This window comes from Pseudomonas sp. NPDC089395 (assembly GCF_044749525.1).
Taxonomy (GTDB): Bacteria; Pseudomonadota; Gammaproteobacteria; order Pseudomonadales; family Pseudomonadaceae; genus Aquipseudomonas.
Map to the genome: position 1 here is coordinate 1 of NZ_JBIVID010000017.1, position 23,880 is coordinate 23,880.

The 23,880-nt window shown below is 65.0% G+C and carries 27 protein-coding genes and 1 riboswitch; of the genes, 5 read left to right on the plus strand and 22 right to left on the minus strand.

Going from position 1 to position 23,880, the window contains the following annotated elements:
• Positions 1–236: 236 nt before the first annotated feature.
• The 15 genes from ACIPZG_RS24840 to cobO all read right to left on the minus strand — a co-directional run bounded on the left by ACIPZG_RS24840 (position 237) and on the right by cobO (position 12,733).
• Positions 237–788, minus strand: a complete 552-nt coding sequence (locus ACIPZG_RS24840) for a glutathione peroxidase (RefSeq protein WP_400717821.1) — start codon at positions 786–788, stop codon at positions 237–239.
• Positions 789–834: 46 nt separating this feature from the next.
• Positions 835–957 carry a hypothetical protein gene (locus tag ACIPZG_RS24845; protein WP_400717823.1) on the minus strand — a complete coding sequence of 41 codons (123 nt, stop codon included), beginning with the start codon at positions 955–957 and terminating at the stop codon, positions 835–837.
• Positions 954–2,156 (minus strand): MFS transporter, encoded by a 1,203-nt coding sequence (locus ACIPZG_RS24850; protein WP_400717826.1) that lies wholly within the window; start codon positions 2,154–2,156, stop codon positions 954–956. The genes ACIPZG_RS24845 and ACIPZG_RS24850 overlap by 4 nt, the downstream gene beginning before the upstream one ends.
• 63 nt (positions 2,157–2,219) lie before the next feature.
• Positions 2,220–2,624: a MarR family winged helix-turn-helix transcriptional regulator gene (locus ACIPZG_RS24855; protein ID WP_400717828.1), complete on the minus strand. Its 405-nt coding sequence runs from the start codon at positions 2,622–2,624 to the stop codon at positions 2,220–2,222.
• Positions 2,625–2,666: 42 nt separating this feature from the next.
• Positions 2,667–3,779 carry a glycoside hydrolase family 5 protein gene (locus ACIPZG_RS24860; protein WP_400717969.1) on the minus strand — a complete coding sequence of 371 codons (1,113 nt, stop codon included), beginning with the start codon at positions 3,777–3,779 and terminating at the stop codon, positions 2,667–2,669.
• A 191-nt stretch (positions 3,780–3,970) separates the two neighbouring features.
• Positions 3,971–4,705, minus strand: a complete 735-nt coding sequence (locus ACIPZG_RS24865; protein ID WP_400717831.1) for an adenosylcobinamide-GDP ribazoletransferase — start codon at positions 4,703–4,705, stop codon at positions 3,971–3,973.
• A 1-nt stretch (position 4,706) separates the two neighbouring features.
• Complete coding sequence (locus tag ACIPZG_RS24870; RefSeq protein WP_400717833.1) at positions 4,707–5,270, minus strand: histidine phosphatase family protein; 564 nt, start codon at positions 5,268–5,270, stop codon at positions 4,707–4,709.
• Positions 5,267–6,322, minus strand: coding sequence for a nicotinate-nucleotide--dimethylbenzimidazole phosphoribosyltransferase (gene cobT / locus ACIPZG_RS24875; protein WP_400717836.1), 1,056 nt, complete (start codon positions 6,320–6,322; stop codon positions 5,267–5,269). The genes ACIPZG_RS24870 and cobT overlap by 4 nt, the downstream gene beginning before the upstream one ends.
• Complete coding sequence (cobU, locus tag ACIPZG_RS24880) at positions 6,319–6,840, minus strand: bifunctional adenosylcobinamide kinase/adenosylcobinamide-phosphate guanylyltransferase (RefSeq protein ID WP_400717839.1); 522 nt, start codon at positions 6,838–6,840, stop codon at positions 6,319–6,321. The genes cobT and cobU overlap by 4 nt, the downstream gene beginning before the upstream one ends.
• Before the next feature lies 1 nt (position 6,841).
• Entirely contained in the window at positions 6,842–8,296 is a 1,455-nt protein-coding gene (locus ACIPZG_RS24885; RefSeq protein ID WP_400717841.1) for a cobyric acid synthase, read from the minus strand.
• Positions 8,293–9,285, minus strand: coding sequence for a threonine-phosphate decarboxylase CobD (gene cobD, locus ACIPZG_RS24890; protein WP_400717844.1), 993 nt, complete (start codon positions 9,283–9,285; stop codon positions 8,293–8,295). The genes ACIPZG_RS24885 and cobD overlap by 4 nt, the downstream gene beginning before the upstream one ends.
• Complete coding sequence (cbiB, locus tag ACIPZG_RS24895; RefSeq protein ID WP_400717846.1) at positions 9,278–10,186, minus strand: adenosylcobinamide-phosphate synthase CbiB; 909 nt, start codon at positions 10,184–10,186, stop codon at positions 9,278–9,280. The genes cobD and cbiB overlap by 8 nt, the downstream gene beginning before the upstream one ends.
• A complete protein-coding gene (gene bluB, locus ACIPZG_RS24900) occupies positions 10,183–10,833 on the minus strand; it encodes a 5,6-dimethylbenzimidazole synthase (protein ID WP_400717849.1) in 651 nt (216 codons plus the stop codon). The genes cbiB and bluB overlap by 4 nt, the downstream gene beginning before the upstream one ends.
• Positions 10,830–12,125, minus strand: a complete 1,296-nt coding sequence (locus ACIPZG_RS24905; RefSeq protein ID WP_400717851.1) for a cobyrinate a,c-diamide synthase — start codon at positions 12,123–12,125, stop codon at positions 10,830–10,832. Before ACIPZG_RS24905 ends, bluB begins: the two co-directional genes overlap by 4 nt.
• The gene (gene cobO, locus ACIPZG_RS24910) at positions 12,122–12,733 is read right to left on the minus strand and encodes a cob(I)yrinic acid a,c-diamide adenosyltransferase (RefSeq protein WP_008092160.1); all 612 of its coding nucleotides are present in this window, start codon (positions 12,731–12,733) and stop codon (positions 12,122–12,124) included. The genes ACIPZG_RS24905 and cobO overlap by 4 nt, the downstream gene beginning before the upstream one ends.
• A gap of 118 nt (positions 12,734–12,851) precedes the next feature.
• Positions 12,852–13,073: riboswitch (cobalamin riboswitch) on the minus strand.
• A gap of 133 nt (positions 13,074–13,206) precedes the next feature.
• Between cobO and ACIPZG_RS24915 the strand changes: the two genes are divergently transcribed.
• Complete coding sequence (locus ACIPZG_RS24915) at positions 13,207–14,523, plus strand: PQQ-dependent sugar dehydrogenase (protein ID WP_400717853.1); 1,317 nt, start codon at positions 13,207–13,209, stop codon at positions 14,521–14,523.
• 13 nt (positions 14,524–14,536) lie between these two features.
• On the opposite strand, the gene ACIPZG_RS24920 is transcribed toward ACIPZG_RS24915, so the two are convergent.
• From ACIPZG_RS24920 to ACIPZG_RS24940, 5 genes are all read right to left on the minus strand, one after another.
• Positions 14,537–15,070, minus strand: coding sequence for a C40 family peptidase (locus ACIPZG_RS24920; RefSeq protein ID WP_400717856.1), 534 nt, complete (start codon positions 15,068–15,070; stop codon positions 14,537–14,539).
• Positions 15,071–15,205: 135 nt separating this feature from the next.
• Positions 15,206–15,841 carry a C40 family peptidase gene (locus ACIPZG_RS24925; RefSeq protein ID WP_400717859.1) on the minus strand — a complete coding sequence of 212 codons (636 nt, stop codon included), beginning with the start codon at positions 15,839–15,841 and terminating at the stop codon, positions 15,206–15,208.
• Positions 15,842–15,967: 126 nt separating this feature from the next.
• Positions 15,968–16,675, minus strand: a complete 708-nt coding sequence (gene hda / locus ACIPZG_RS24930; RefSeq protein WP_008092169.1) for a DnaA regulatory inactivator Hda — start codon at positions 16,673–16,675, stop codon at positions 15,968–15,970.
• 237 nt (positions 16,676–16,912) lie between these two features.
• Positions 16,913–17,986: an AI-2E family transporter gene (locus ACIPZG_RS24935; RefSeq protein WP_400717861.1), complete on the minus strand. Its 1,074-nt coding sequence runs from the start codon at positions 17,984–17,986 to the stop codon at positions 16,913–16,915.
• Between the two features lie 12 nt (positions 17,987–17,998).
• Entirely contained in the window at positions 17,999–19,066 is a 1,068-nt protein-coding gene (locus tag ACIPZG_RS24940; protein WP_400717863.1) for a DUF2066 domain-containing protein, read from the minus strand.
• Positions 19,067–19,437: 371 nt separating this feature from the next.
• Here ACIPZG_RS24940 and purM point away from each other — a divergent pair, with 371 nt between their 5' ends.
• From purM to ACIPZG_RS24960, 4 genes are all read left to right on the plus strand, one after another.
• The gene (gene purM / locus ACIPZG_RS24945) at positions 19,438–20,496 is read left to right on the plus strand and encodes a phosphoribosylformylglycinamidine cyclo-ligase (RefSeq protein WP_400717865.1); all 1,059 of its coding nucleotides are present in this window, start codon (positions 19,438–19,440) and stop codon (positions 20,494–20,496) included.
• On the plus strand, positions 20,496–21,149 hold the full coding sequence (purN, locus tag ACIPZG_RS24950; RefSeq protein ID WP_008092174.1) for a phosphoribosylglycinamide formyltransferase: 654 nt from the start codon (positions 20,496–20,498) through the stop codon (positions 21,147–21,149). Before purM ends, purN begins: the two co-directional genes overlap by 1 nt.
• Positions 21,150–21,157: 8 nt before the next feature.
• The gene (locus ACIPZG_RS24955; RefSeq protein WP_400717867.1) at positions 21,158–21,868 is read left to right on the plus strand and encodes a DUF3108 domain-containing protein; all 711 of its coding nucleotides are present in this window, start codon (positions 21,158–21,160) and stop codon (positions 21,866–21,868) included.
• 305 nt (positions 21,869–22,173) lie between these two features.
• The gene (locus tag ACIPZG_RS24960) at positions 22,174–22,356 is read left to right on the plus strand and encodes a hypothetical protein (RefSeq protein ID WP_400717870.1); all 183 of its coding nucleotides are present in this window, start codon (positions 22,174–22,176) and stop codon (positions 22,354–22,356) included.
• A gap of 45 nt (positions 22,357–22,401) precedes the next feature.
• Here ACIPZG_RS24960 and ACIPZG_RS24965 read toward each other — a convergent pair whose 3' ends face one another.
• Together ACIPZG_RS24965 and mazG are read right to left on the minus strand one after the other, a co-directional pair.
• Positions 22,402–22,941 (minus strand): DUF2058 domain-containing protein, encoded by a 540-nt coding sequence (locus ACIPZG_RS24965; protein ID WP_008092178.1) that lies wholly within the window; start codon positions 22,939–22,941, stop codon positions 22,402–22,404.
• Between the two features lie 26 nt (positions 22,942–22,967).
• A complete protein-coding gene (gene mazG / locus ACIPZG_RS24970; protein ID WP_400717873.1) occupies positions 22,968–23,801 on the minus strand; it encodes a nucleoside triphosphate pyrophosphohydrolase in 834 nt (277 codons plus the stop codon).
• Positions 23,802–23,880 lie beyond the last annotated feature (79 nt).

Here is a 23,880-nt window from a genome sequence, read left to right on the forward strand (position 1 = left end):
CACTCCGGTCTTGCTCCCGGGAGGACCGCGCTGCAGGCCCCATCCTGGGGCCCAGCGCTCGACGGGCATCCATGCCCGTCGCCTCCCTCCGCAAGCCCTCCGTTCGGCCTCCTGAAGTCGCACTCTGCGGCGCCTGGACTATCGCGCGCTTAGAAGCAAAAGCCGAAGCAAAAGCCGAAGCAAGAGCTGGAGCTGGAGCTGGAGCTGGAGCTGGAGCTAAAACACTGATTCAGGAGTCAGGGTTGCGATGCAATCGCCTTTTCGATCGCCGACCGGAACTCCGGATCATCAGGCTTGGTCAGGCTGGAGAAGTTGCCGATCACCTTGCCCTTGCGATCCACCACATACTTGTAGAAATTCCACTTCGGCGCGCTGCTTTGCTGCGCCAGCTCCACAAACAGCGGAATCGCATCCTTGCCCCTCACCGCCTGCGTCTTGGTCATGGTGAACGTCACACCATAATTGGCATAACAGACCTTGGCAGTCTTCTCCGCGTCAGCATCTTCCTGCTTGAAGTCATTCGAAGGCACGCCGAGCATTTCCAAACCCTGCTCGTGATATTCCTTGTACGTCGCCTCAAGCCCCTCGAACTGCGGCGCAAAACCGCAATAGCTGGCCGTGTTGACCACCACCAACGGCTTGCCGGCAAAGCGCTGGCACAGGTCGACCTGCTCCTTGCCGCGCAGCTCGGGCAAGCTACCCTGCAACAGCGCCGGGCAATCGGCGGCCCAGCTCGAAGTGGCGGTAAGCAAAACCAGCAATGGCATCGTCAACCAGTGGGTACGCATCAAAGGTTTCTCCTGCAAGACAGTCCTTGAACTTGCAGGGTAGCGCTTAACAAACACCCATGCCCAGCTGCATCAACGCCAACCCACCCCGGTGCCAGCCCCACCCCACAAGCACCAAGGCCATCACCGCGGCCGCCAGCAGCAGCCCGCGGGCCAGGTAGCGGTTCATGCGGCTTGCGCCTGCAGGCGAGCGACCGGGCGCTCGCGCACCGGCCAGTTGAGGGCAGCAGCCAGTAGACTGAGCAGGATCGAGATCTGCCAGACCAGGTCGTAGTTGCCGGCCTGGTCATACACCACACCACCCAGCCAGCCGCCCAGGAAGGCGCCCAACTGGTGGAACAGGAACACGATGCCACCCAGCATGGACAAGTTGCGCACGCCAAATACCGTGGCCACCGTGCCGTTGGTCAAAGGCACGGTCGACAGCCACAGCAGGCCCATCGCAATGCCGAAGAGGTAGGCACTGACCTCACTCACCGGTGCCCACAAGAACAAGCCGATCACCACCGCCCGCAGCAGGTACAAGGCGGTCAGCAGGCGGGGCTTGGACATCCGCCCGCCCAGCCAACCGGCGGTGTAGGTGCCAACGATGTTGAACAGCCCGACCAGCGCCAGCACCGTGGTGCCGGTGGTCGCCGGCAAATGCTGGTCGACCAGGTAGGCCGGCAGGTGTACGCCGATGAACACCACCTGAAAACCACAGACGAAGAAGCCCAGGGCCAGCAGCCAGAAGCCGGAATGCGAACAGGCCTCGCGCAGGGCCTGGCCCAGCGTCTGCTCGGCACCGTGGCTCGGCAGTGGGCGATCACGCAGCAGGCCGACAAAAGGTACGATCAACGCCACCATCAGACCCAGCACCAGCAACGCGGCCGACCAACCCAGCCATTCGATCAGTCCGAGGGTGCCTGGCAGCATGGCGAACTGGCCAAACGAACCGGCGGCGCTGGCGATGCCCATGGCCATGCTGCGTTTTTCTGCCGGTACGGCGCGGCCGACCACACCCAGAATGACCGAGAACGACGTGCCGGACAGGCCAATACCAATCAGCAGGCCTGCACTGAGCGACAGCGACCAGGCCGAATCGGCCGTACTCATCAACAACAAGCCAGCGGCATAGAGGATGCCACCGATGATGACCACCCGCGCCGCACCAAGGCGATCGGCCAGGGCGCCGGCAAAGGGTTGAGCCAGGCCCCAGATCAGGTTCTGCAGGGCAATGGCGAAGGCGAACACCTCGCGGCCCCAGCCAAAATCGGCGCTCATCGGCGCCAGAAAGAGGCCGAAGCCGTGCCGGACACCCAGTGACAGCGCCAGGATCAATGCCGCCCCTACCAGAATCCACCCGCTGGTTCGCCACACCGAAGTCATTGTCGTTATCTCCAGCACATCGCAAGGTTATGCGGGTATATACCCGCGTTCAATCGAAGCCGATCAGGCCAACCGCTCCAGCAAGCGCACCAATTCATCCCGCTGCCCTTCGCCCAAGTGCTCCACCAACGACGCCTGCGCGTGCTCCCATGCCGGATGGGCGAGCCGCAGGCGCGCCGCCCCCGCCTCGGTCAACAGCACCACGCGGTTACGCTGGTCGTCACCGTCAGCCAAGGCCACCAAGCCCTCCGCCTCCAGCACCCGCAGGTTGCGGCCCAGGGTGCTGCGCTCCAGGCCCATGGCCTCGGCCAGCGTGGTGATACTGGGGCGATCGAGCCGCTGTAGATGGCGCAACAGGGAAAACTGGGCAACGTTGATGCCGAAGCCCGACAGGGCCTCGTCGTAGTGTCGGCTCACCCCGCGGGCGGCGCGACGCAAATGGGTGCAGATGCATTCACTGGTCAACATGATTACGTGTATATACCCGTAACCTGGGTGTTGCAAGAAATTTCATGGTGCCAACCGCTGCCGAATAGGCTCGAACTCCGCCGTGGCGCGCCGGGGCAAAGTGTCCGGGATGCCCTGCTCGATGGCCTGCCAATAACGCCACGGCACCTTTGCCGAGCCGAGTTCGTAATCCATGCCGTCCCAGCTGTCTTCACGAAAGCTGTAGAAGGCCCAATGCAGCCGGTTACGCTCCAGTACCGTGAGGACGTCTTCCAGGTACTGCCGACACCCTGGCAAGCGCCGCATGCACCCGAACTCGCCGACAACCAGTCGTGAGCGTGGCACCTTCATCGCCTCCACCCATGCCAGCGGCTGGGCAAGGTAATGCGCGACACGCTGGCCATCCCAGTGCTGACGCTCCCCCGCGAATGGCGCCGGGCCAGGATAGGCAAGCGGCTGCTTGCGCGCCATGTTCGGCGCACTGGTGGCAGCATAGGGCTCGTACATGTGTACGCTGTAGAGCACGCGCTCGTCCGGCAGCGGTTCAGGCCAATAGCTGAAAGCATCGGCGCCCGCATACCAACCCGCGTCGACCATGACAGGCGTGCGCGCATCCACTTCGCGGATGGCCGCGAGCAGTTCGCGATACAGCGCTGGCAGGTCACGTGCGCCGCCTTTTGCCTGCGCATACCACTGCTGCATCTGCTGCGCAGGGGCATGCTCGGCCAGGCCGCCCTGCTTCTCCGGGGCCGGTTCATTGATGAGGTTGTAGGCGGCAATGGCCGGATGGTCCTTCAACTCGCGGGCCAGGTCTCGCCAGAACGCGGCGGCCTGAGTCCAGAAGCGTTTGTTCTGCCACAAGCGGTCGTCGAACTGGCCTTGGTTGTTCTGCGACCAGCGCATGCCCGGCAATGACAGCGGCGTGATGACTACCTTGAGCCCGGCCTGATGGGCGCGATCAAGGGTGGCACGCAGGCGATCCAGGTCCGCTTCGGGCAGGCCCTGGTAGTGGTCGGCATCGCCCAGCAGAAAGTCGCGCTGCGCCGGCTGCCATTTATCGTAGGAAAGCCGCACCCAAGTGGCGCCATAGCCGCGCAAGGCCTCGAAGTAGGGCTGATCGGGCGGCAGGCGATTGAAACTGTTGCCGCCGTGGCGGGGGACATTCCAGAAGTCGATGAGGTCGGCGGCGGTGGCGAGCGGAGCAAACAACGCCAGCAGGCTGGCAAGGATCCAGCGATACATGGAAGGCCTCCCTGGCCGATTGGACAGGAGGCCGAAGATACTCCGCCTGAGTGAGAAAAGTGGTGCTCATACGTTGCTGGAAATGACTGCCCATCGGACCGGCCCGTTCCTGGTCCAGCCCCGCTTCAAAACGTGAGCGCCAGCCCCAACAGCACCGTGAGCTCCAGCAACTCCAGCAGAGCCCCGGCGGTGTCCCCGGTCGTCCCGCCCAAGCGTTGGCACATCAGCCGTCGCAACCAGCAGAACACCCCAAGCGCCGCCAGCATCGCCCAGACCGAGCCCCACCCAGCAAAGACAAGGCACCCCAACACGCTGGCCAGCAGCACCCAAGCGCCTGCATGCCGTGGCAGGTGCTCGGCCAAGGCCTGCCCCAGGCCGCCCGGGCGCACGTAGGGCGTGCAAAGGAACAAGCCTAGCATCGCCGCCCGCCCCACCACCGGAGCCAGCACCAGCAATGCACCTGCGTCGCGCTCGACCAGCACCCACAAGGCGCAGAATTTCAGCAGCAACACCAGCACCAGGGTGACCACGGCAATCGGCCCGCTGCGTGGGTCTTTCATGATCTGCAGCGTGCGTTCCCGGTCGCCGAACCCGCCCAGCCAGGCATCGGCGCTGTCAGCCAGACCATCCAGGTGCAAGGCCCCACTGAGCAATACCCACAGCGTCAGCAGCAAGGCCGCCTGCAGCGGCGCCGGCGCCCCCTGCAGCAGGTGACTGGCGAACCACAGCAGCAGGCCGAACAGCAGCCCCACCAAGGGGTAGTACAGCAACGAGCGCCCCATTTGTTGCGGCTCGGGCATACCCGGCAAACGTACCGGCAGGCTGCTGAGGAACTGCAAGGCGATCCAGAAAGGCAGCATCTCAGCACACCTCCAGCAGCAGGTCGCCCGTCAAATCCAGCTGCACCAGCGCCCCATGCCCAACCTCGACCTGCAACAGCTGCTCCTTGGGCAAACCCCGGGCCCTCGCCAGCAACAGGCGCATGACGCCGCCATGGGTGACCAGCAACACGCGCTTGCCTGAATGCTCCCGGCGCAGGCGTTCGATGCCCGCCAGGACACGCTCGGCGAACGCGCTGACCGGCTCGCCAGCAGGCGGCGTATAAGCATAAGGGTCAGCCCAGAAACGCCCGAGCTCATCTGCCTGGGTTTCCATGATCTGCAGGGCGCTGCGCCCTTCCCACTCGCCGAAATGCAGCTCTTGCAAGTCAGCTTCACGCTGCACCGGCAGGCCCAGGCGCGCGCCCAGCTCGTCGGCAAAGCGTGCACAGCGCTGCAACGGCGAGCTGACCAGCACTTGCCAAGGCCCACCCGCGACCACCGCCGCGCGCATCTGCGCCCAGCCTTTATCGGTCAGGGCATCGTCGAGGCTGCCGCGCAGGCCGCCTTGCTCGGTTTCACCGTGGCGCAGCAGGTCGAGGATCATGCCGGGCGGTCCGCCACCGCCGCTTCGGCGAAGGTCGCCATCTGCCCGTGCAGGGCGCAGGCCAGGCGCAGCAGTGGCACGGCCAGCGCCGCACCGCTGCCCTCGCCCAGGCGCAGGCCCAGGGCCAGCAGCGGTTCGGCGTCCAGTGCGGCAAGCAGGGCCTTGTGCCCAGGCTCGGCGCCTTGGTGGGCGAACAGCAGCCAGGCACGACATTGCGGGTTGAGGTGCACCGCCACCAGCGCAGCGACACTGCAGATGAAACCGTCCACCAGCACCGCGATGCCCTGCTGCGCGCAGGCCAGGTAAGCACCGGCCAACGCGGCGATCTCGAAGCCACCGACGCAGGCCAGGGCCTCCAGGGGCTGGTCGGCGCGCAAGCCATGCAGCACCAGGGCACGCTCGATCACTTCGGCCTTGTGCCGCACGCCGGCGGTGTCCAGTCCGGTGCCTGGGCCGCTGAGGTCACGGGCCGGGCAGCCCAGCAGGATGCAGGCCAGGGCCGCAGCGGCCGTGGTGTTGCCGATGCCCATCTCGCCGCCGATGAACAGTTGCGCGCCGTTTTCAGCCGCGCGTCGGGCGCTGTCACGGCCCGCCTGCAGGGCCGCCTGCAACTGGCCATCGGTCATCGCCGGCTGGCGCGCGAAGTTGGCCGTGCTGGCGCCCAGGCGCAGGTGGCGTACCCCCGCCAGCTCCAGGTGCGGGTCGACCGTCCCCAGGTCGATCACTTCAAGGCTGGCTTGCAGCTGGCGCGCCAATACGCTGATCGCCGCGCCACCGCCCACAAAGTTGCGCAGCATCTGCCCGGTCACCGCCTGCGGGTAGGCCGAAATGCCCTCCTCGACCACGCCATGGTCACCGGCAAAGATCGTGATCGCGACCCGCTCCAGGGTCGGCCGCTCACGCCCTTGCAAACCGGCCAGCGTCACCGCGAGCCCTTCCAGCTGGCCGAGCGAACCGGTGGGTTTGGTCAGTTGCTGCTGGCGGGCGCGGGCCTGCTCCATGGCGGCGTTGTCGAGCGGTTGGCAGGCGTCACGCCACCAGGGTTGGTTCATAGTGCAGGTCCTTTGAGCATGAGAGGCAGGCCGGCGACGGTCAGTACCACGCGCTGGCAACGTTCGGCCACGGCCTGATGCAGCCAACCGGCCAGATCGACGTAGCGTCGTGTGAGTTCGCCCATGGGCACGACGCCCAGGCCCGTTTCGTTACTGACCAGAATGAGCGTGCCGGGCAACTGCGCCAGGCAGTCGAGCAGTGCATCTCGCTCTTCGGCCAGGCGTTGCTCGTCTTCGAGCATCAGCAGGTTGGTCAGCCACAGGGTCAGGCAATCCACCAGCAGGCAGCGCCCTTCGGCGGCTTCGGCACGCAGCACGGCGGCCAGCGCCAGCGGCTCTTCGATCAGCCCCCACTCGGCAGGCCGGCGTTGTCGGTGCAGTTGCACCCGCTCATTCATTTCGCCGTCCAGCGCCTGGCTGGTGGCGATGTAGGTCACTGGCAGGCCGCTGTCGCTCGCTAGCTGTTCGGCCAGGCGGCTCTTGCCTGAGCGGGCACCGCCAAGGATGAGATTGAGCATGTCAGGCGACTCCACACAATTGGCGCAGCCGGGCGTTATTCAGATGCTGTTCCACCAGGTCGGCCAGGCGCTCGATGTCGCGTTCGCGCAGGGCTTCGTAATCGATGGTCTGCACCGCTTCAAGACCGGCCCAGCGCAGCAGTGCGGCGCACGACTGGCTGCCTTCGAACAGGCCATGCAGATAGGTGGCGAGGATTTGCCCGTCGGCACTGACAGCACCGTCACTGCGGCCATCGGCAAGCTGCACGGCGGGCTGTTGCAGCGCTGCGCCTGTGGTGACACCGGCATGAATCTCATAGCCTGCCACCGGCGAGCCTTCGAGGTTCAAGGTGCCAGCCACATTGCGCAGCTGCTTCTCGGCTTCAAGCACCGTGGCGTAGTCGAGCAGCCCCAGCCCCGGACTTGAGCCGGCCGGCCCTTCCAGACCAAGCGGGTCGTGCACTTCGCGGCCGAGCATCTGCAGGCCGCCGCAAATCCCGATCAGCTTGCCGCCGTAGCGCAGGTGCCGGGCGATGGCCGTGTCCCAGCCGCGCTCGCGCAGGTGCGCCAGGTCGCTGCGCACGCTCTTGGAGCCGGGCAGGATGATCAGGTCCGCCGGCGGAATCGGTTGGCCGGGGCCGATGAATTGCAGGTCCACCTGCGGGTGCAGGCGCAGCGGGTCGAGATCGGTGTGGTTACTGATGCGCGGCAGCACCGGGACGATCACCTTGAGCACGCGCGCTTGCTTGCTGCCCTGGCGCACGTCGATGCCGTCTTCCGCCTCCAGGTGCAGGTCGGTGACGTACGGCAGCACGCCCAGCACCGGTTTGCCGGTGCGCGCCTCCAGCCAGTCCAGGCCGGGCTGCAGCAGGGCAATGTCACCGCGGAAGCGGTTGATGACGAAGCCCTTGATTCGCGCCTGTTCGCTGGGCGACAGCAGCTCCAGGGTGCCGACCAGGTGGGCGAAGACGCCGCCGCGATTGATGTCGGCGATCAGGATCACCGGGCAGTCGACCGCTTCGGCAAAGCCCATGTTGGCGATGTCGCCGGCGCGCAGGTTGATTTCGGCTGGCGAACCCGCCCCTTCCACCATCACCACCGGATAGGCCGCCTTCAGCCGCTGGTGCGAGGCCAGCACCGCCTGCATGGCAACGACTTTGTAGTCGTGATAGGCCACCGCATTCATGCTGGTGACCGCGCGGCCATGGATGATTACCTGGGCGCCGGTGTCGCTGTTGGGCTTGAGCAGCACCGGGTTCATGTCGGTGTGAGGCGCCAACCGACAAGCCTGGGCCTGAACCGCCTGGGCCCGGCCGATCTCGCCACCGTCGGCGGTCACCGCGCTGTTGAGCGCCATGTTCTGGGGTTTGAACGGCACCACACCGATGCCCTGGCGCAGCAGCCAGCGGCACAGGGCGGTGACCAGCGTGCTTTTGCCGGCATCGGAGGTGGTGCCTTGCACCATGAGCGTGGTCATGCCGTTTCCTTCTGATAAGCGGCCAGCGCCTGGGCCAGGCGCTGTTCATCGGCTTCGCCGGCAGGCAGGCCCAGGCGCACGGCAGCAGGCTGCTCGAACAGACGGACCAGAATGCCGCGGCGGGCGAGAAAATCGTAAAAGTGCGAAGCACGTTCGCTACGCACGTACTGGAACAGGTCGCAGCCGCCGCTGGGCGCCAGGCCGCAGTGCTTGAGTAGCGTGGCCAAGCGTTGGCTGGCCTGGGCGCAGCGCTCGATCTGCGCCTGATGCGCGGCCTCATCGGCGAAGCACGCCTGGGCCAGCACGCGAGTCGGGCCGCTGACGGTCCACGGCCCAAGGCTGTCGGCCAGGCGCTGCAACAGCGGCAGCTCGGCTGCCACGCAGCCCAGCCGCACCCCGGCCAGGCCGAAGAACTTGCCAAACGAGCGCAGCACGATCAGGCCGGGGCGCTCGGCGCAGTCGACCACGCTGTGCGCGGGGGTGTTGTCCATGAAGGCCTCGTCGACCAGCAGCCAGCTGCCGCGCGCGGCCAGGCGGGCGTGCCAGTGCAGCAGGCGCTCGCGGGGCACGCGCTGGCCGGTCGGGTTGTTGGGGTTGACCAGCACCAGCACGTCAAGGCTGTCGAGGGTCGCCTCGACCTGGTCCTGTTGCAGTTCGATCAGCGTATGCCCGGCGCGTTGCCAGGCGTGCGGATGCTCGGCGTAGCACGGCGACAGCACACCGACGCGCCCGCGCGGGCGCAAGTGTGGCAAGGCCTGGATCGCCGCCTGCGAACCGGCCACCGCCAGCACCTGGTGTGCGCCGTAGTAACGGCATGCCGCGGCCTCAAGGCCGTCGTCCGTTTCCGGCAAACGCGCCCAGGCATCCTTCGGGATCACCGGGATCGGATAAGGCCAGGGCGCGATCCCACTGGACAGGTCGAGCCAGTCTTCACGCGCAATCCCGTATTGGCGTATCGCCCGCAACAGGCGGCCACCATGTTCAAGCATCGAGGTACGCTCCCAGGCAAATCAGCAGCAGCCATAGCCACACGCCGCGCTGTACCAGGCTCCAGCCGCGCTCGATGGCGTCGGCATCGGCCATTGGACCTTCACCCAGGCGGGGCCGCTCATGCAGCTCGCCGTGGTACACCGCCGGGCCACCGAGCTCGACCGCCAGGGCCCCGGCGCCGGCCGCCATGACCGGGCCAGCATTAGGGCTATCCCACAAAGGGGCTTGCTTGCGCCAGCAGGCCAGCGCCAGACGGGTCTTGCCAAGCAGTGCGTAGGTCAAGGCCACCAACCTGGCAGGAATATAGTTGAGCCCGTCGTCGATGCGCGCCGCGCACCAGCCAAAACGCTCGAAGCGTTCGTTGCGATAGCCCCACATCGCATCCAGGGTATTGCTCAGGCGATACAGCACCACCCCGGGCGCGCCGGCGACGATGAACCAGAACAACGCGGCGAATACCGCATCGCTGCCGTTCTCCAGCACCGACTCAGTGGCCGCCCGGGCCACAGCCGGCTCATCCAGCTCGCGCGTCTCGCGGCTGACCAGGTAGCCAACACGCCGCCGCGCCTCCTCCAGGTCGCCCTGGCGCAAGGCACTGGCCACCGGCAGCACATGCTCGCCAAGGCTGCGCAGGCCCAGCGCGCAATACAGCGCCAGCACATCCACCAGCCAGCCGATATAGGGCAGCCAGGACAGAATCAACGCCACCAGGGTCAGTGGCACCACGGCCAGGAACCAGGCGCTCACGCCATGGCTGCGCCAGCCGCGGCCCCCCGCATTCAGGCGCTGCTCAAGGCTCGACGCCAGGTTACCGAAGGCCACCAGCGGGTGGCGCCGCTGCGGCTCGCCCAGCAAGGCATCCAGGGCCACGCCGGCCACGGTCAGCAAGGCCACGCTCATGGGCGCTCTCCCCATTGGTTCTCAAAGAGCATTTCACTCAACGGCTGTTCCTCGGCCCAGTGTTCCAGGGCCAGCATGGGTGCCGGGTAGAACGCGGTCACCGGCCCCAGGCACAGCACCGCCACTGGCTTCGCCCCAGCGGGCATGCTCAGTAGCTCGGCCAGCGCCTGCGGATCGAACAGCGACACCCAACCCATGCCCAGGCCCTCGGCCCGGGCCGCCAGCCAGAGGTTCTGGATGGCGCAGGCCAGCGAGGCCAGGTCCATCTCGGGCAGGGTGCGGCGGCCGAAAACATGGGGCTCGCGATTGTCCATCAAGGCGGCCACCAGCACTTCGGCACAGTCATTGATGCCTTCGACCTTGAGCTTCATGAAATCGTCGGCACGTTCGCCCAAGGCCTCGGCCGTGCGCACCCGCTCCTGCTCGACCAGTGCCTGAATGCGTTGGCGCAGGGCACGCTGGCTGATACGGATGAAGCGCCAGGGCTGCATCAGGCCGACACTGGGCGCCTGATGCGCGGCAGCGAGCAAGCGGCCAAGCAGTTCAGGGGCTACGGTGCCGCCAGCGAAGTGGCGCATGTCACGGCGTTCACCGATCGCCCGGTAGATCGCGGCGCGCTCGGCGGCGCTGTATGCGTGTTCGCTCATGGTTGCAAGAGCGCCGCCGTCGCATCAGGGTTGGAGGGGAAATAGAAGTGTACGTAAGAGGCCGTCAGGCGGCCCAGGCGATACACCGCTTCGTTGCCGCGCCCGCCATTGGGGCTCAGGCCACGGGCAATCGGCTCGAGTTCGGTGCTGGTCAGCGAATGATGGTAGGTGTGGCCGCGCAGGGTCCCTTCCGGCAATTCCACTGATTGCAGGGCCAGGGCCGCCAGACGCTTCTGCATGGTCGCTTCGCCCGGCAGCAGGCCGAGCAACTCGGCGCGTTCGCCCGCCACATCGGTCAAGGCATCGAGCAGGTAAAGCATGCCGCCACATTCGGCCAGCAAGGGCTTGCCGGCGCCATGGTGGGCACGGATCGCCTCGCACATCGGTGTGTTGGCAGCCAGCGCGTGGTGGTGCAGCTCCGGATAACCGCCTGGCAGGTACAGGCTGTCCACCTCCGGCAGCTCACGGTCGTGCAGGGGCGAGAAGAATTCGAGCTGCGCGCCAAGCGTGCGCAGCAAATCGAGGTTGGCACCGTAGGTGAAGGCAAACGCTTCATCCTGCGCCACGCCGATGCGCACGCCGGCCAGCGATGCAGCGCACGCTAGCGGCTCGGGCTCGGCGAAGGCCACCGGCGGTGGCAAGGCGGCGTCGCAGCTGGCGCCCAAGGCTTCGGCGGCGGCGTCCAGGCGCGCATCCAGGTCATTCAGTTCGCTGGCCTGCACCAGGCCCAGGTGGCGGCTGGGCAGCTCGATGCCGCGCTCGCGCGAAAGGCCGCCATACCAGCGCAGGCCCTCGGTCAAGCTGCCTTCCAGCAGCTGTGCGTGGCGTAGGCTACCGACCCGGTTGGCCAACACGCCGGCGAATGGCAGGTCCGCCTGGTAACGCGCCAGGCCCAGGGCCAGGGCACCAAAGGTCTGGGCCATGGCCGTACCATCGATCACGGCCAGTACCGGCACGCCGAAGTGGCGCGCCAGGTCGGCGCTCGAGGGCGTGCCGTCGAACAGGCCCATCACCCCTTCGATGAGGATCAGGTCGGCCTCGCCTGCCGCTTCCCACAGCAGGCGGCGGCTTTCCTGCGCACCGATCATCCACAGGTCGAGCTGGTACACCGGCGCACCGCTGGCCCGGTCGAGGATCATCGGGTCGAGAAAGTCTGGCCCGCACTTGAACACCCGTACCTTGCGCCCGAGGTTGCGGTGCAGGCGTGCCAAGGCGGCGGTGACAGTGGTCTTGCCCTGGCCAGAGGCGGGTGCCGCGATCAATACGGCCGGGCAATGGCGGCTCTGACTCACAGTTCCACGCCCTTCTGGGCGCGGATACCGGCCTGGAAGGCGTGCTTGAGCATGCCCATCTCGGTGACGGTATCGGCCAGTTCGATCATTTCGGGCTTGGCCGCGCGGCCGGTGACGATCACGTGCTGCATCGGTGGCCGGGCCTGGATGTCGCCGAGCACCTGATCAAGGTCGAGGTAGCCATGCTTGAGGGCGATGTTCAGCTCATCGAGCACGACGAACTGCACCGACGGGTCCTGCAGCAACTGGCGGGAAACAGCCCAGGCCGCTTCGGCCGCGGCGATGTCGCGCTGGCGGTCCTGGGTTTCCCAGGTGAAGCCCTCGCCCATCACGTGGTAGCGCACCTGCTCGGGGAAGCGCCGGAAGAACAGCTCCTCTCCGGTGCTGTTGCGGCCCTTGATGAACTGCACCACGCCACACTGCATGCCGTGGCCAAGAGCGCGGGCGAGCATGCCGAAGGCCGAGCTGCTCTTGCCCTTGCCATTGCCGGTCAGCACCAGCAGCAGGCCGCATTCGTTAGGGGAATTGGCGATGCGCTCGTCGATGATCGCCTTCTTGCGCTGCATGCGCGCGAGGTGGCGTTCGTCGCGGTCGGTGGGTTCGCTCATCAGGGTTCTCCGCAGGCTGACGCCACGAAAGAGCGGCGACAGGTCGATAGACAGGCAGACGGAGAACGCGCAGGGGCCGTGGCCGGACGCCACAGTGCACCGCGCATCACCCTCCGTGATGCCGTTGGCAGTGACAGGCCGGTCTCCGGGCTCGTGAGCGGGCCTTGGCCCAAGCCTGCGCGCCTTCCCGGATGCTGGCATCCAGTGGCCCTGCGCGGCCTGCTACTCACTTACCGTTGCGGGGGCAGCGCCGGAATCGCGCCTTGCTGGCGCCCACCGGCTTCCCAGTTTCACCCTGCCCAGTCGAGGCTGGCAGGGCACCTGAAACACGCCGCGAAGGTTAGAGGGTTGCACCGGGAGCGTCAATCGACCGGGACGATTTGCTCATGGGCGCCTGCAGCCTCGCCCGAATGAACCACCGGCAACGGGGCAAGCTCAGAATAGTCATGGACCAAACTCCGAGGGTGGTGACCATGAAGCGCATGTACATAGTCTTACCGTGGGTGCTCGGCGCCTGCCTGGCAGGTTGTGGCGACACCGCCCACCTGGAGGTAATCGACGGCACAGGCCCTGCGCCGCAGCTGCCCGCCCCCAACAAGACGCTGATCCCGACCGTCAACATCGCCCCCGCCATCGGCTGGCCGGAAGGACGCAAACCCATGGCGGCAACGGGCACACAGGTCACCGCGTTCGCCGACGGGCTCGATCATCCTCGCTGGCTTTACGTATTGCCCAATGGCGACGTGCTCGTGGCCGAAACCAACGCCCCGCCCAAGCCGGAAGACGGCAAGGGCATCCGTGGTTGGGTCATGGGCAAGGCGATGAAACGTGCAGGCGCGGCCGTGCCCAGCCCCAACCGCATCACCCTGCTGCGCGATGCCGACCACGACGGTGTCGCGGAAATGCGCAGCACGTTCATAGAGGGCCTCAATTCACCCTTTGGCATGGTGCTGGTGGGCAGGGATTTCTACGTTGCCGACACCGATCAGCTGCTGCGTTTCCATTACGAACCCGGCGCCATGAAGATCCGCGAGCAAGGCCAGAAGGTCATCGACCTGCCGGGTGGCCCGCTCAACCACCACTGGACCAAGAATGTGATCGCCAACCCTGCTGGCACCAAGCTGTACGTCACCGTCGGGTCGAACAGCAACGTCGGTGAGAACGGCATGGATCAGGAGCAAGGCCGCGCAGCGATCTGGGAAGTGGACCCGGCCAGCGGCCAGCACCGGATCTATGCCTCAGGGCTGCGCAACCCCAATGGTTTGGCCTGGGAGCCCCACAGCGGCGCCTTGTGGACGGCAGTCAACGAGCGAGACGAGATCGGCAGCGACCTGGTGCCTGACTACATCACATCGGTCAAGGACGGTGGTTTCTATGGCTGGCCGTACAGCTACTACGGGCAGCACGTGGACGAGCGGGTAAAGCCTCAGGATCCGCAAAAGGTCGCGCAGGCCCTGGCGCCGGACTATGCCGTGGGGCCGCACACCGCGTCACTGGGGCTGATGTTCATCGAGCCGGGAGCCCTGCCATCGCCCTTTGGGCAAGGCGCGATCATTGGCCAGCATGGGTCGTGGAACCGCAAGCCGCACAGTGGCTACAAGGTGATCTTCGTGCCGTTTGACAGCACCGGGAAGCCGGCAGGCAAACCGCAAGACTTGCTGAGCGGCTTCCTCGATGACCAGGGCAAGGCCATGGGGCGGCCGGTCGGGGTGGCCAGCGATCAGCACGGTGGGGTGCTGGTGGCTGATGATGTGGGCAATGTGGTCTGGCGGGTGAGCAAAGTGCGATAGCCACCCGCTACGGTCAAGGGTTCTGCGCCAGGTGCCCCGGTGGAATCACTCGCTTGGCTTGCAGGTAGGCCTTGGCCCAGTAGCTGTTGGACAGGTAGTCCAGACGCACCGTGCCACCTGCCGAAGGCGCATGAACGAAGCGCCCCTCACCCACGTAGATGCCCGCATGGCTGACCTGCGAACCACCACCGGTGGCGAAGAACACCAGGTCGCCCGATTGCAGCGCATTGGATGCAACGGTGGGCGCTCGCATGACGATCATCTCGCGGGTCGTGCGCGGCAGGCTGATGGCCGCGGCATCGCGGTAGACATAGCCGATCAGACCACTGCAATCGAAACCGGAATCGGGGGTATTGCCGCCCCAGCGATAAGGGGTGCCCACCAGGCCAATGGCGCGGATGAGCACGTCATCGGCTATCGGCGAGGTGGCGGCAGGGGCGTAGGTGACCTGTGGCTTGGCCACGGGGACCGGTGCCGGGGCACGGCTGGAACAGGCAGCAAGCAATGCCACCAGGGAAAAGAATGCGAAGCGCGCCATTATCGCCATGGCCAGAACATCCTGTCTGAGACCGCAGGGCCGCAGCCGAAAAGTGTTGAGAATTTAGATTAGACGCTTTTTGTAAACGCGCACGGCGGCGAGCTTTTAAGCATCGCCGCCGTGGCAGGATATAGCATTTTGATATCAGTTGCGCGCGATATTGCTGGCCGGCGCCATGGCCAAGGCACGCTTGGCTTCGATGAAGGTCTTGCTCCAGTAGCGGTCACCGAGATTATCGATGCGCACGCCACCGCTGCGGCGGCTGCTGGAGTGGATGAACTGATTGTCACCCAGGTAGATGCCGGCGTGGCTGACGCGCCCACGGCCATTGGTGCTGAAGAACAGCAGGTCGCCTGGCTTGAGCTTGTTGCGGGCTACCTTGGGCGCGTCGACGTTGATCATTTCGCGGGTCGAACGTGGCAGGTTCATGCCAGCTTCTTCGCGGAACAGGTAGCCGATGAAACCGCTGCAATCGAAACCGGCCTCGGTGGTGCCGCCGAAGCGGTAGCGGGTGCCGATCAGCGACATGCCGCGTTCGAGGATGCTGTCGGCCAGGACCGGCAGTTGGTAAGGCTTGCTGCTGGAGAAGGCCTCCAGGTCATCTTCGGTAGCCTGCATCTCTTCACCGAATACCGACGAAGGAGAAGCCTTGGCATCGATCGCCGCTTGGCGGGCGATCGAGGTGTGATCCTGTGGCTGGGAAACTGGGGCTTGGGCCGCGCAGCCAATCAGCAGGGTCACGAGTGCGAGTGGCACGAGGGGTGCAAAGCGCTTGAGCATGGGCACGACCGTGTCTGTAATCCTTTAGAAGGGGGAAACTATGCCTTCTATCGGGACCATTTGCAAATTTTATCGAAAAACATGTGACTTTTTTGTTTTTCGCTCGCAGCCCAGCAAACACGGGGCTTACCAGCCGAGGGTCTCTTTCAGGAACGGGATCGTCAGCTTGCGTTGCGCCTGCAACGAGGCCTGATCGAGGCGTTCGAGCAGGTCGAAAAGCGCACTCATGCTGCGGGTGCCGCGGGTGAGGATGAAATGGCCGACCTCATCGGTCAGGTGCAGGCCACGGCGAGAAGCACGCAGCTGCAGGGCTCGCAGCTTGTCTTCATCGGAAAGACCGCGCATCTGGAACACCAGGGCCAAGGTCAGGCGCGACTTGAGGTCAGGCAGCTTGATCGGCAGTTCCCGGGGCGAAGCCGACGCCGCCAGCAGCAGGCGCCGACCGCTGTCGCGCAGGCGATTGAACAGATGGAACATCGCCTCTTCCCAGTCCGCCTTGCCAGCGATCACATGCAGGTCATCGATGCACACCAGCTCGTACTGGGCCAGGTAGTCGAGCAGCTCCACGCCACGGTCGAGCAATTGTGCCAGCGGCAAGTACACGGCAGGTTCGCCGCGCTGCTGGAAACGGTGGGTGGCGGCCTGCAACAGGTGGCTGCGGCCAACGCCCTGCTTACCCCACAGGTAGATGAGGCTTTCGGTCCAGCCGGCGTCGGCTTCGCATAACCGCTCGACATAGCCCAATGCCGCGGCATTGGCGCCCGGGTAATAGTTGATGAAGGTGGCGTCATCACGCAGACGCACACCCAAGGGCAACTGGATCGGTGGTTTCATGCTGGCGGGCGGTCGAGAGGACCACAGGGGGCCTTAAATGAACGGTGTGCAAAGTCTATACCCGCAACGCGGGGGGCACAATCGCCCAGGCAAATAGCATAAGCAAAATCAACAAGTTGCACTGTCTGGGGCTGCTGTTCAGCCCTTTCGCCGGCAAGCCGGCTTGCGCAGTGGGAGCACCACTGTACCCTGCGGGAGCCAGCTTGCCGGCGAAAGGGCCGCAGCGCGGCCCTGCTGTCACAACTCAGGATCGATGTCACCGGCATACATGCCCGACTCTTTGTAGACATCATGCACATGCCGTAACAGCACCATGATCACCGCCGCGACGGGCAATGCCAGCAACACTCCCGTGAACCCGAACAGCTCGCCGCCGGCGAGAATGGCGAAGATTACTGCCACCGGATGCAGGCCAATCCTGTCGCCAACCAGCAGCGGCGTCAGCACCATGCCTTCCAGCGCCTGTCCGACCATGAACACCGCGACGATACCCAGCATCGGGTACAGATCGCCGCCAAACTGGAACAACCCGGCGACCAGTGCCGCACCGATACCGATGATGAAGCCCATGTACGGGACGATGGCTGCCAAGCCTGCCAGCATGCCGATCAGCAGCCCCAGCTCCAGCCCCACCAACATCAAGCCTGCGGAATAGATGACCCCCAGGGCCAGCATCACCATCAATTGGCCTCGCACGAACGCCCCCAGCACTTCATGGCATTCCGCCGCCAGCCCCACCACCTGCGACTCACGCTGACGCGGCAGCAGGCCGCGCAGCTTGGCCATCATCACGTCCCAGTCGCGCAGCAGGTAGAAGCCCACTACCGGGATCAGCACCAGGTTGGCCAGCCAGGCCAGCAGCGCCAGGCTCGACGCGGTGGCCTGGGACAGCAGGACGCCGACGATATCGGTGGTCTGGCCCATGTGTTCGCCAATCGCCGCCTTGATCTTGTCGAACTTCCAGAAGCCATCGGCCAGTCCCAGGCGGTGCTGTACCCAGGGCAGCGCCTCGTGCTGCAACCAGTCGAGCATCTGTGGCGCCAGCTCATAGAGGCGCAACAGCTGCTTGGCCAGCATGGGCACCAGGACCAAGAGCAAGGCCAGCAGGATGAGGGTGAACAGGCTGAACACCACCACCACGCCCCAAGTGCGTGAAAGCCCCAGACGCTCCAGGCGGTCGACCAGAGGGTCAGCCAGGTAGGCCAGCAGAATGCCCACCAAAAACGGCGAGAGAATGTTGTGCAAGCTATATAGAAGCACGGCGATCAGCAGGGCCGCGCCCAGCCAGATCCAGCGACGGGTATCGAGCATCTTTGCCTCTCCTTACCAGCGGAAGCGCAAGCCGTCGAACGGCTTGGCTACAGGCGGGCTGGCGGCGGGCTGGCCCGTCGGTGAGGTTGTGTCAGGTGCGGGCGCTGGCGGCGTGACGGGTGCCTGCTCGGCCGGCAATTCCTGCAGCTTGACCAGGCCGAGCTGGGCGCGCAGTTGCTCGCGGTCGGCGGTAACGACGTAGGTCAGGGTCTTGCCATCGGCCATCTTCAGCCGTGGTCCGTAGGGTTCGAGCACACGGCCCAGTTCGGCATAGCGCTGCAGGTTCATGCCCTGCACCTGCAGCTGCATTCGGCTGCTGGCGCCAGGCCGGGTCACGTAGCGCGGTGCCAGGCGGCTGCTGACCGCCAGCATCACCGCGTCGGCCAGGGCGGCCTCGTCGGCACCTTCGGCGCTGCCTTGCTCGTGTTGCTTGCCCAGCCACAGCTGCCACTTGCCTTGCCATTTACCGTCGGCTTCCTGGGCGTGCACCGCCAGCAGGGCATCGGCGCCGTAGCGCTCGGCGGCCTGGAGCAGCGGCGCGGGGTCGTTGCCTTCCAGTTGCTTGGCATTGGCCACCAGTTGCTCCTGCAGGTCGGCCAGCGGCAGGCGCAGCGGCAGGCCACGGTGCTGGGCTGCACGGCGCAGGGGCTGGGCGCTGGCCTGGCCATCGCCCACCAGATTGCTGCCCTCGGCACTGTCGTTGAGCCACCAACCGAGCATCGAAGGCCGGTTGCTGCCCCACAGCGCCAGTCCGGCCTTGCGCAGGGCCCGCTCAGTGCTGCCTGGGTCGAACTCGACCATCACCGACTCGGGCGGGCCCGCCTCGCTGCCGACCTGGTTGATGATTTGTTGCGGGTCCTTGCGCAGCTCGGCCAGCGCCGGGCTCTGCGCCGCCTTGGGGTCGCCGGTCAGGCGCTGCACCAAGGTATCGAGGGCTTTGACGGTGGCGGCGGCACGGGCCTCGGCGCCCTGCCCTTCGACCGGCTCACGCACCTGATACAGGCTGGAGACGGTTTCGGCCTGCGTGGTGAGCGAGACCAGCGCCAGGCAGGTGGCGGCCAGAATGTAGGAAAGACGCATGGGGGATTCCTGTCCAGATAACACAGAGCAACGTGAGCGTAGCGCAGGGTGGGACCATTGCTGAGGGCAAAGTGCTCCCTTTACTTTATATAGGCTTGGGCGTGGCCCCTACAAACCCTGTAGCGCCGATGAGACCGCTTGCGCGATCCGTGTGGGAGCCGGCTTGCCGGCGCCCACAGAGTGCTCGGCTTTGCCATGATTTTCACCATTTCCTGCCCTGCCCGTCGGCCTGAGGATGGCCGCTGCCCGGCAACCCTGATAAAATCGCGCGCCTTCACAGACCTCTGACGTTTCAGGCAGCCGTGCCTCCCAGCCGGCCTTGGCCGTCACGGTCGTTTTTACGAATCCCTCCCTCTTAAAGGCCTGGATCAATGAGCAAGCAACCCTCCCTGAGCTACAAGGACGCCGGTGTAGACATCGACGCCGGCGAAGCACTGGTCGAACGCATCAAGGGCGTGGCAAAACGCACCGCACGCCCTGAAGTCATGGGTGGCCTGGGTGGCTTCGGCGCCCTCTGCGAGATCCCGGCCGGCTACAAACAGCCTGTGCTGGTCTCCGGCACCGACGGCGTCGGCACCAAGCTGCGCCTGGCGCTGAACCTGAACAAGCATGACAGCATCGGCCAGGACCTGGTCGCCATGTGCGTCAACGACCTGGTGGTCTGCGGCGCCGAGCCGCTGTTCTTCCTCGACTACTACGCCACCGGCAAGCTCAACGTCGACGTGGCCGCCACCGTGGTCACCGGCATCGGCGCCGGCTGTGAACTGGCTGGCTGCTCCCTGGTCGGCGGCGAAACCGCCGAAATGCCAGGCATGTACGAAGGCGAAGACTACGACCTGGCCGGCTTCTGCGTCGGCGTAGTGGAAAAAGCCGAGATCATCGACGGCTCCAAAGTCGCCACAGGCGATGCGCTGATCGCCCTGCCCTCTTCCGGCCCGCACTCCAACGGTTACTCGCTGATCCGCAAGATCCTCGAAGTGTCCGGCACCGACATCGAGAACACCCAGCTCGACGGCAAGCCGCTGACCGACCTGCTGATGGCGCCGACCCGCATCTACGTCAAGCCGCTGCTGCAACTGATCAAGCAGACCGGCGCGGTCAAGGCCATGGCCCACATCACCGGTGGCGGCCTGCTGGACAACATCCCGCGTGTCCTGCCGAAAAACGCCCAGGCCGTGGTTGACGTGGCCAGCTGGCAGCGCCCGGTAGTGTTCGACTTCCTGCAGGAAAAAGGCAACGTCGATGAACACGAAATGCACCGCGTGCTGAACTGCGGTGTCGGCATGGTCATCTGCGTAGCCCAGGACCAGGTCGAAGCCGCCCTCAACGTCCTGCGCGCCGAAGGCGAGCAGCCGTGGGTCATCGGCCGTATCGAACAGGCCGCCGAAGGCGCTGCCCAGGTCGAGCTGCTGAACCTCAAGGCACACTGATGCCAAGTTCGCCCTGCAATGTCGTGGTACTGCTGTCGGGTTCCGGCAGCAACCTGCAAGCCCTGATCGACAGCTGCCGCGGTGAAACCAGCCCAGTACGCATCGCCGCGGTGATTTCCAACCGCGCCGATGCCTACGGCCTGCAACGGGCTGCGGCGGCCGGCATCGCCACCGCCGTGCTGGACCACACCGCTTTCGACGGCCGCGAAGCCTTCGATGATGCACTGATGGCGCGCATCGACGGTTTCGCCCCGGACCTGGTGGTACTGGCCGGTTTCATGCGCATCCTCAGTGGTGGCTTCGCGCGCCACTACCAAGGCCGCCTGCTCAATATCCACCCGTCGCTGCTGCCCAAGTACAAGGGCCTGCATACCCACCGACGGGCGCTGGAAGCGGGCGACACCGAGCATGGCTGCAGCGTACACTTCGTCACCGAGGAACTCGATGGCGGCCCTCTGGTCGTACAGGCAGTGGTACCGGTCGCGCCAGCTGATACAGCTGAAAGCCTGGCACAACGGGTACACCACCAGGAACACCAGATCTACCCGCTGGCAGTGCACTGGTTTGCCGAGGGGCGCTTGCGCCTGGGTGAACAGGGTGCATTACTGGATGGCCAGCCCCTGCCGGCCAGTGGTCATTTGATTCGACCCTAGGAGAAATTATGCGTCGCGCCCTGCTCTTGGCTCTCGCCGTGCTTGCCCTGCCACTCCAGGCAGCTGACCTGAAGCCTTTCTCGGCCAGCTACACCGCCGACTGGAAGCAATTGCCCATGAGCGGGACTGCCGAGCGCAGCCTGGTCAAAAACGCCAACGGCACCTGGGACCTTAACTTCAAGGCTTCCATGATGATCGCCAGCCTGACCGAGCAAAGCACCCTGCGCCTGGACAACGACACCCTGCTGCCGCAGAAGTATCACTTCGAACGCGGTGGCCTGGGCAAGGCCAAGAAGGTCGACCTGAACTTCGACTGGGACGCCAAGAAAGTGACCGGCAGCGACCGCGGCGACGCCGTCAGCCTGCCGCTCAACCGTGGCGTGCTGGACAAGTCCTCCTACCAGCTGGCACTGCAGCATGACGTGGCCGCTGGCAAGAAAAGCATGACCTACCAGGTGGTCGACGGTGACGAGATCGACACCTATGACTTCCGCGTCCTGGGCACCGAGAAAGTCACCACCAAGACCGGCCAGGTCGATGCCGTGAAGGTCGAGCGCGTGCGCGACCCGAGCCAGAGCAAGCGCATCACCGAACTGTGGTTCGCCAAGGAATGGGACTACCTGCTGGTGCAATTGCGTCAGGTCGAAACCGATGGCAAGGAGTATGTGATCGTGCTGCAGGATGGCACGGTCGACGGCAAGTCGGTGAAAGGCAACTGATCCGCTGCAGCCTATTTTGCTCGAAACCCCGCCTTGTGCGGGGTTTCTTTTTAATGGGCACCCGGTGCTTGTAGGAGCGGCCTTGTGTCGCGAAAGGGTGCGCAGCGCCCCGGGATCTCAGTCATGCCGCGATGTTGCAGGGGCTGCTGCGCAGCCCTTTCGCGACACAAGGCCGCTCCTACAGGCGCTCGCGACCATACATGAAACTTGTTTCATGGCAGTTTTATTTACTTAGCCTGCTAACAAACTCTATAAAAGGGGTGTGCGACACAGTGTCGCAACCAACCAAGAAGTGGAGTTTACCGATGACAGTCCAAGTAACCGAACGCGACGAATCGAGAATGTCCCACGAAGGCCTGGCCGCTGGCGTGCGGATCTGGGATGTGCACCAGCAGGGTCAACTGGTGGGCATGTTCCACCATGAACATGAAGCTCACCAGTACCGTGTTGAGCTCGAAGAGCTGGAAATCCAGCGCGACACGCAGTGACCCGTCTTCCATGAAAAAGCCCCGCCTAGGCGGGGCTTTTCAGTCTTACCACATCAGATCGTCCGGGATCTTGTAGGCCGCATACGGATCATCCTCGTCCGCTTCCTCCACATGGGTATTGAGCAGCAGGATGCGGTTAGGGTCGCGCTCCTGGATCTTCACCGCCGCTTCGCGCGGAATCACTTCGTAACCACCACCATGGGCAACGATCGCCAGCGCGCCGTTGCTCAGCTTGCTGCGCATCAAGGCGTTGACGGCAATGCGCTTGACCTTCTTGTCATCGACGAAGTTGTAGTAATCCTCGGTGTTCAGCTTGGGCAGGCGGGTCGCTTCGATCAACTGCTTGACCTGTGCGGCACGGGCTTTCTGCTCGGCCTTCTCCTGCTGCTGGCGGTTCAGTTCCTGGTCACGCTTGGCCTTCTCGGCCATGGCTTCCTTGGCCATGCGCTGCTGACTGTCGTCAACTTCGACCTGGCCCTTGTGCTCCAGGCGTTTCTGTTTCTTTTCAGCCTTGTTGGCCTGGGAGACCTGTTTCTGGTTGACCAGACCGGCCTTGAGCAATTGATCGCGAAGGGAAATACTCATGGATGTTCACTCACTTATGCAGCCACTCAGCCGCAGCTGGGCAGGTTCTTTTCCTGACGCTTGGCTTCTCCCCAAAGGGCGTCCAGTTCGTCAAGGTTACAATCTTCGATGGGTCGACCGCTGTCGCGCAATGCCTGTTCGATGAAGCGGAAACGCCGTTCGAACTTGCGGTTGGCGCGGCGCAGGGCGTTTTCCGGGTCTTGCTTGAGGTGGCGGGCCAGGTTGACGGCGGCAAACAGCAGGTCACCTACTTCGTTTTCCAGGGCCTGGGCATCACCATCGGCCATGGCCTGCAGCACTTCGTCGAGCTCCTCGCGGACCTTGTCGAGCACTGGCAAGGCATCGGGCCAGTCGAAACCGACAGTGGCCGCACGCTTCTGCAGTTTGGCCGCCCGTGACAGGGCCGGCAAGGCTGCAGGCACGTCATCGAGCAACGACAGTTGTTGCGGGTCACTCTTCTCGGCGCGTTCCTCGGCCTTGATCTCCTCCCAGCGCGACTTGACCTGGGCCTCGCTCAGGCTGGGGGTATCCAGCGGCGCGTAGAGCTCGCCGGTGGGGAAGACATGGGGATGACGACGGATGAGCTTGCGGGTGATGGCATCGACCACGCCGTCGAACTCGAAACGCCCCTCCTCCCGGGCCAACTGGCTGTAGTAGACCACCTGGAACAGCAGGTCGCCGAGCTCGCCCTGCAGGTGCTCGAAGTCGCCACGTTCGATGGTGTCGGCGACCTCGTAGGCTTCTTCGATCGTATGCGGAACGATGCTGGCGTAGTTCTGCTTGAGGTCCCATGGGCAACCGTACTGCGGGTCGCGCAGGCGGGCCATGAGGTGCAGCAGGTCTTCGAGGGTGTAGGTCATTTAAGCAGGTCCTTCAGTGGCGCCTGTATCGCGGATAAATCCGCTCCTACCGGGTAGGAGCGGATTTATCCGCGATACA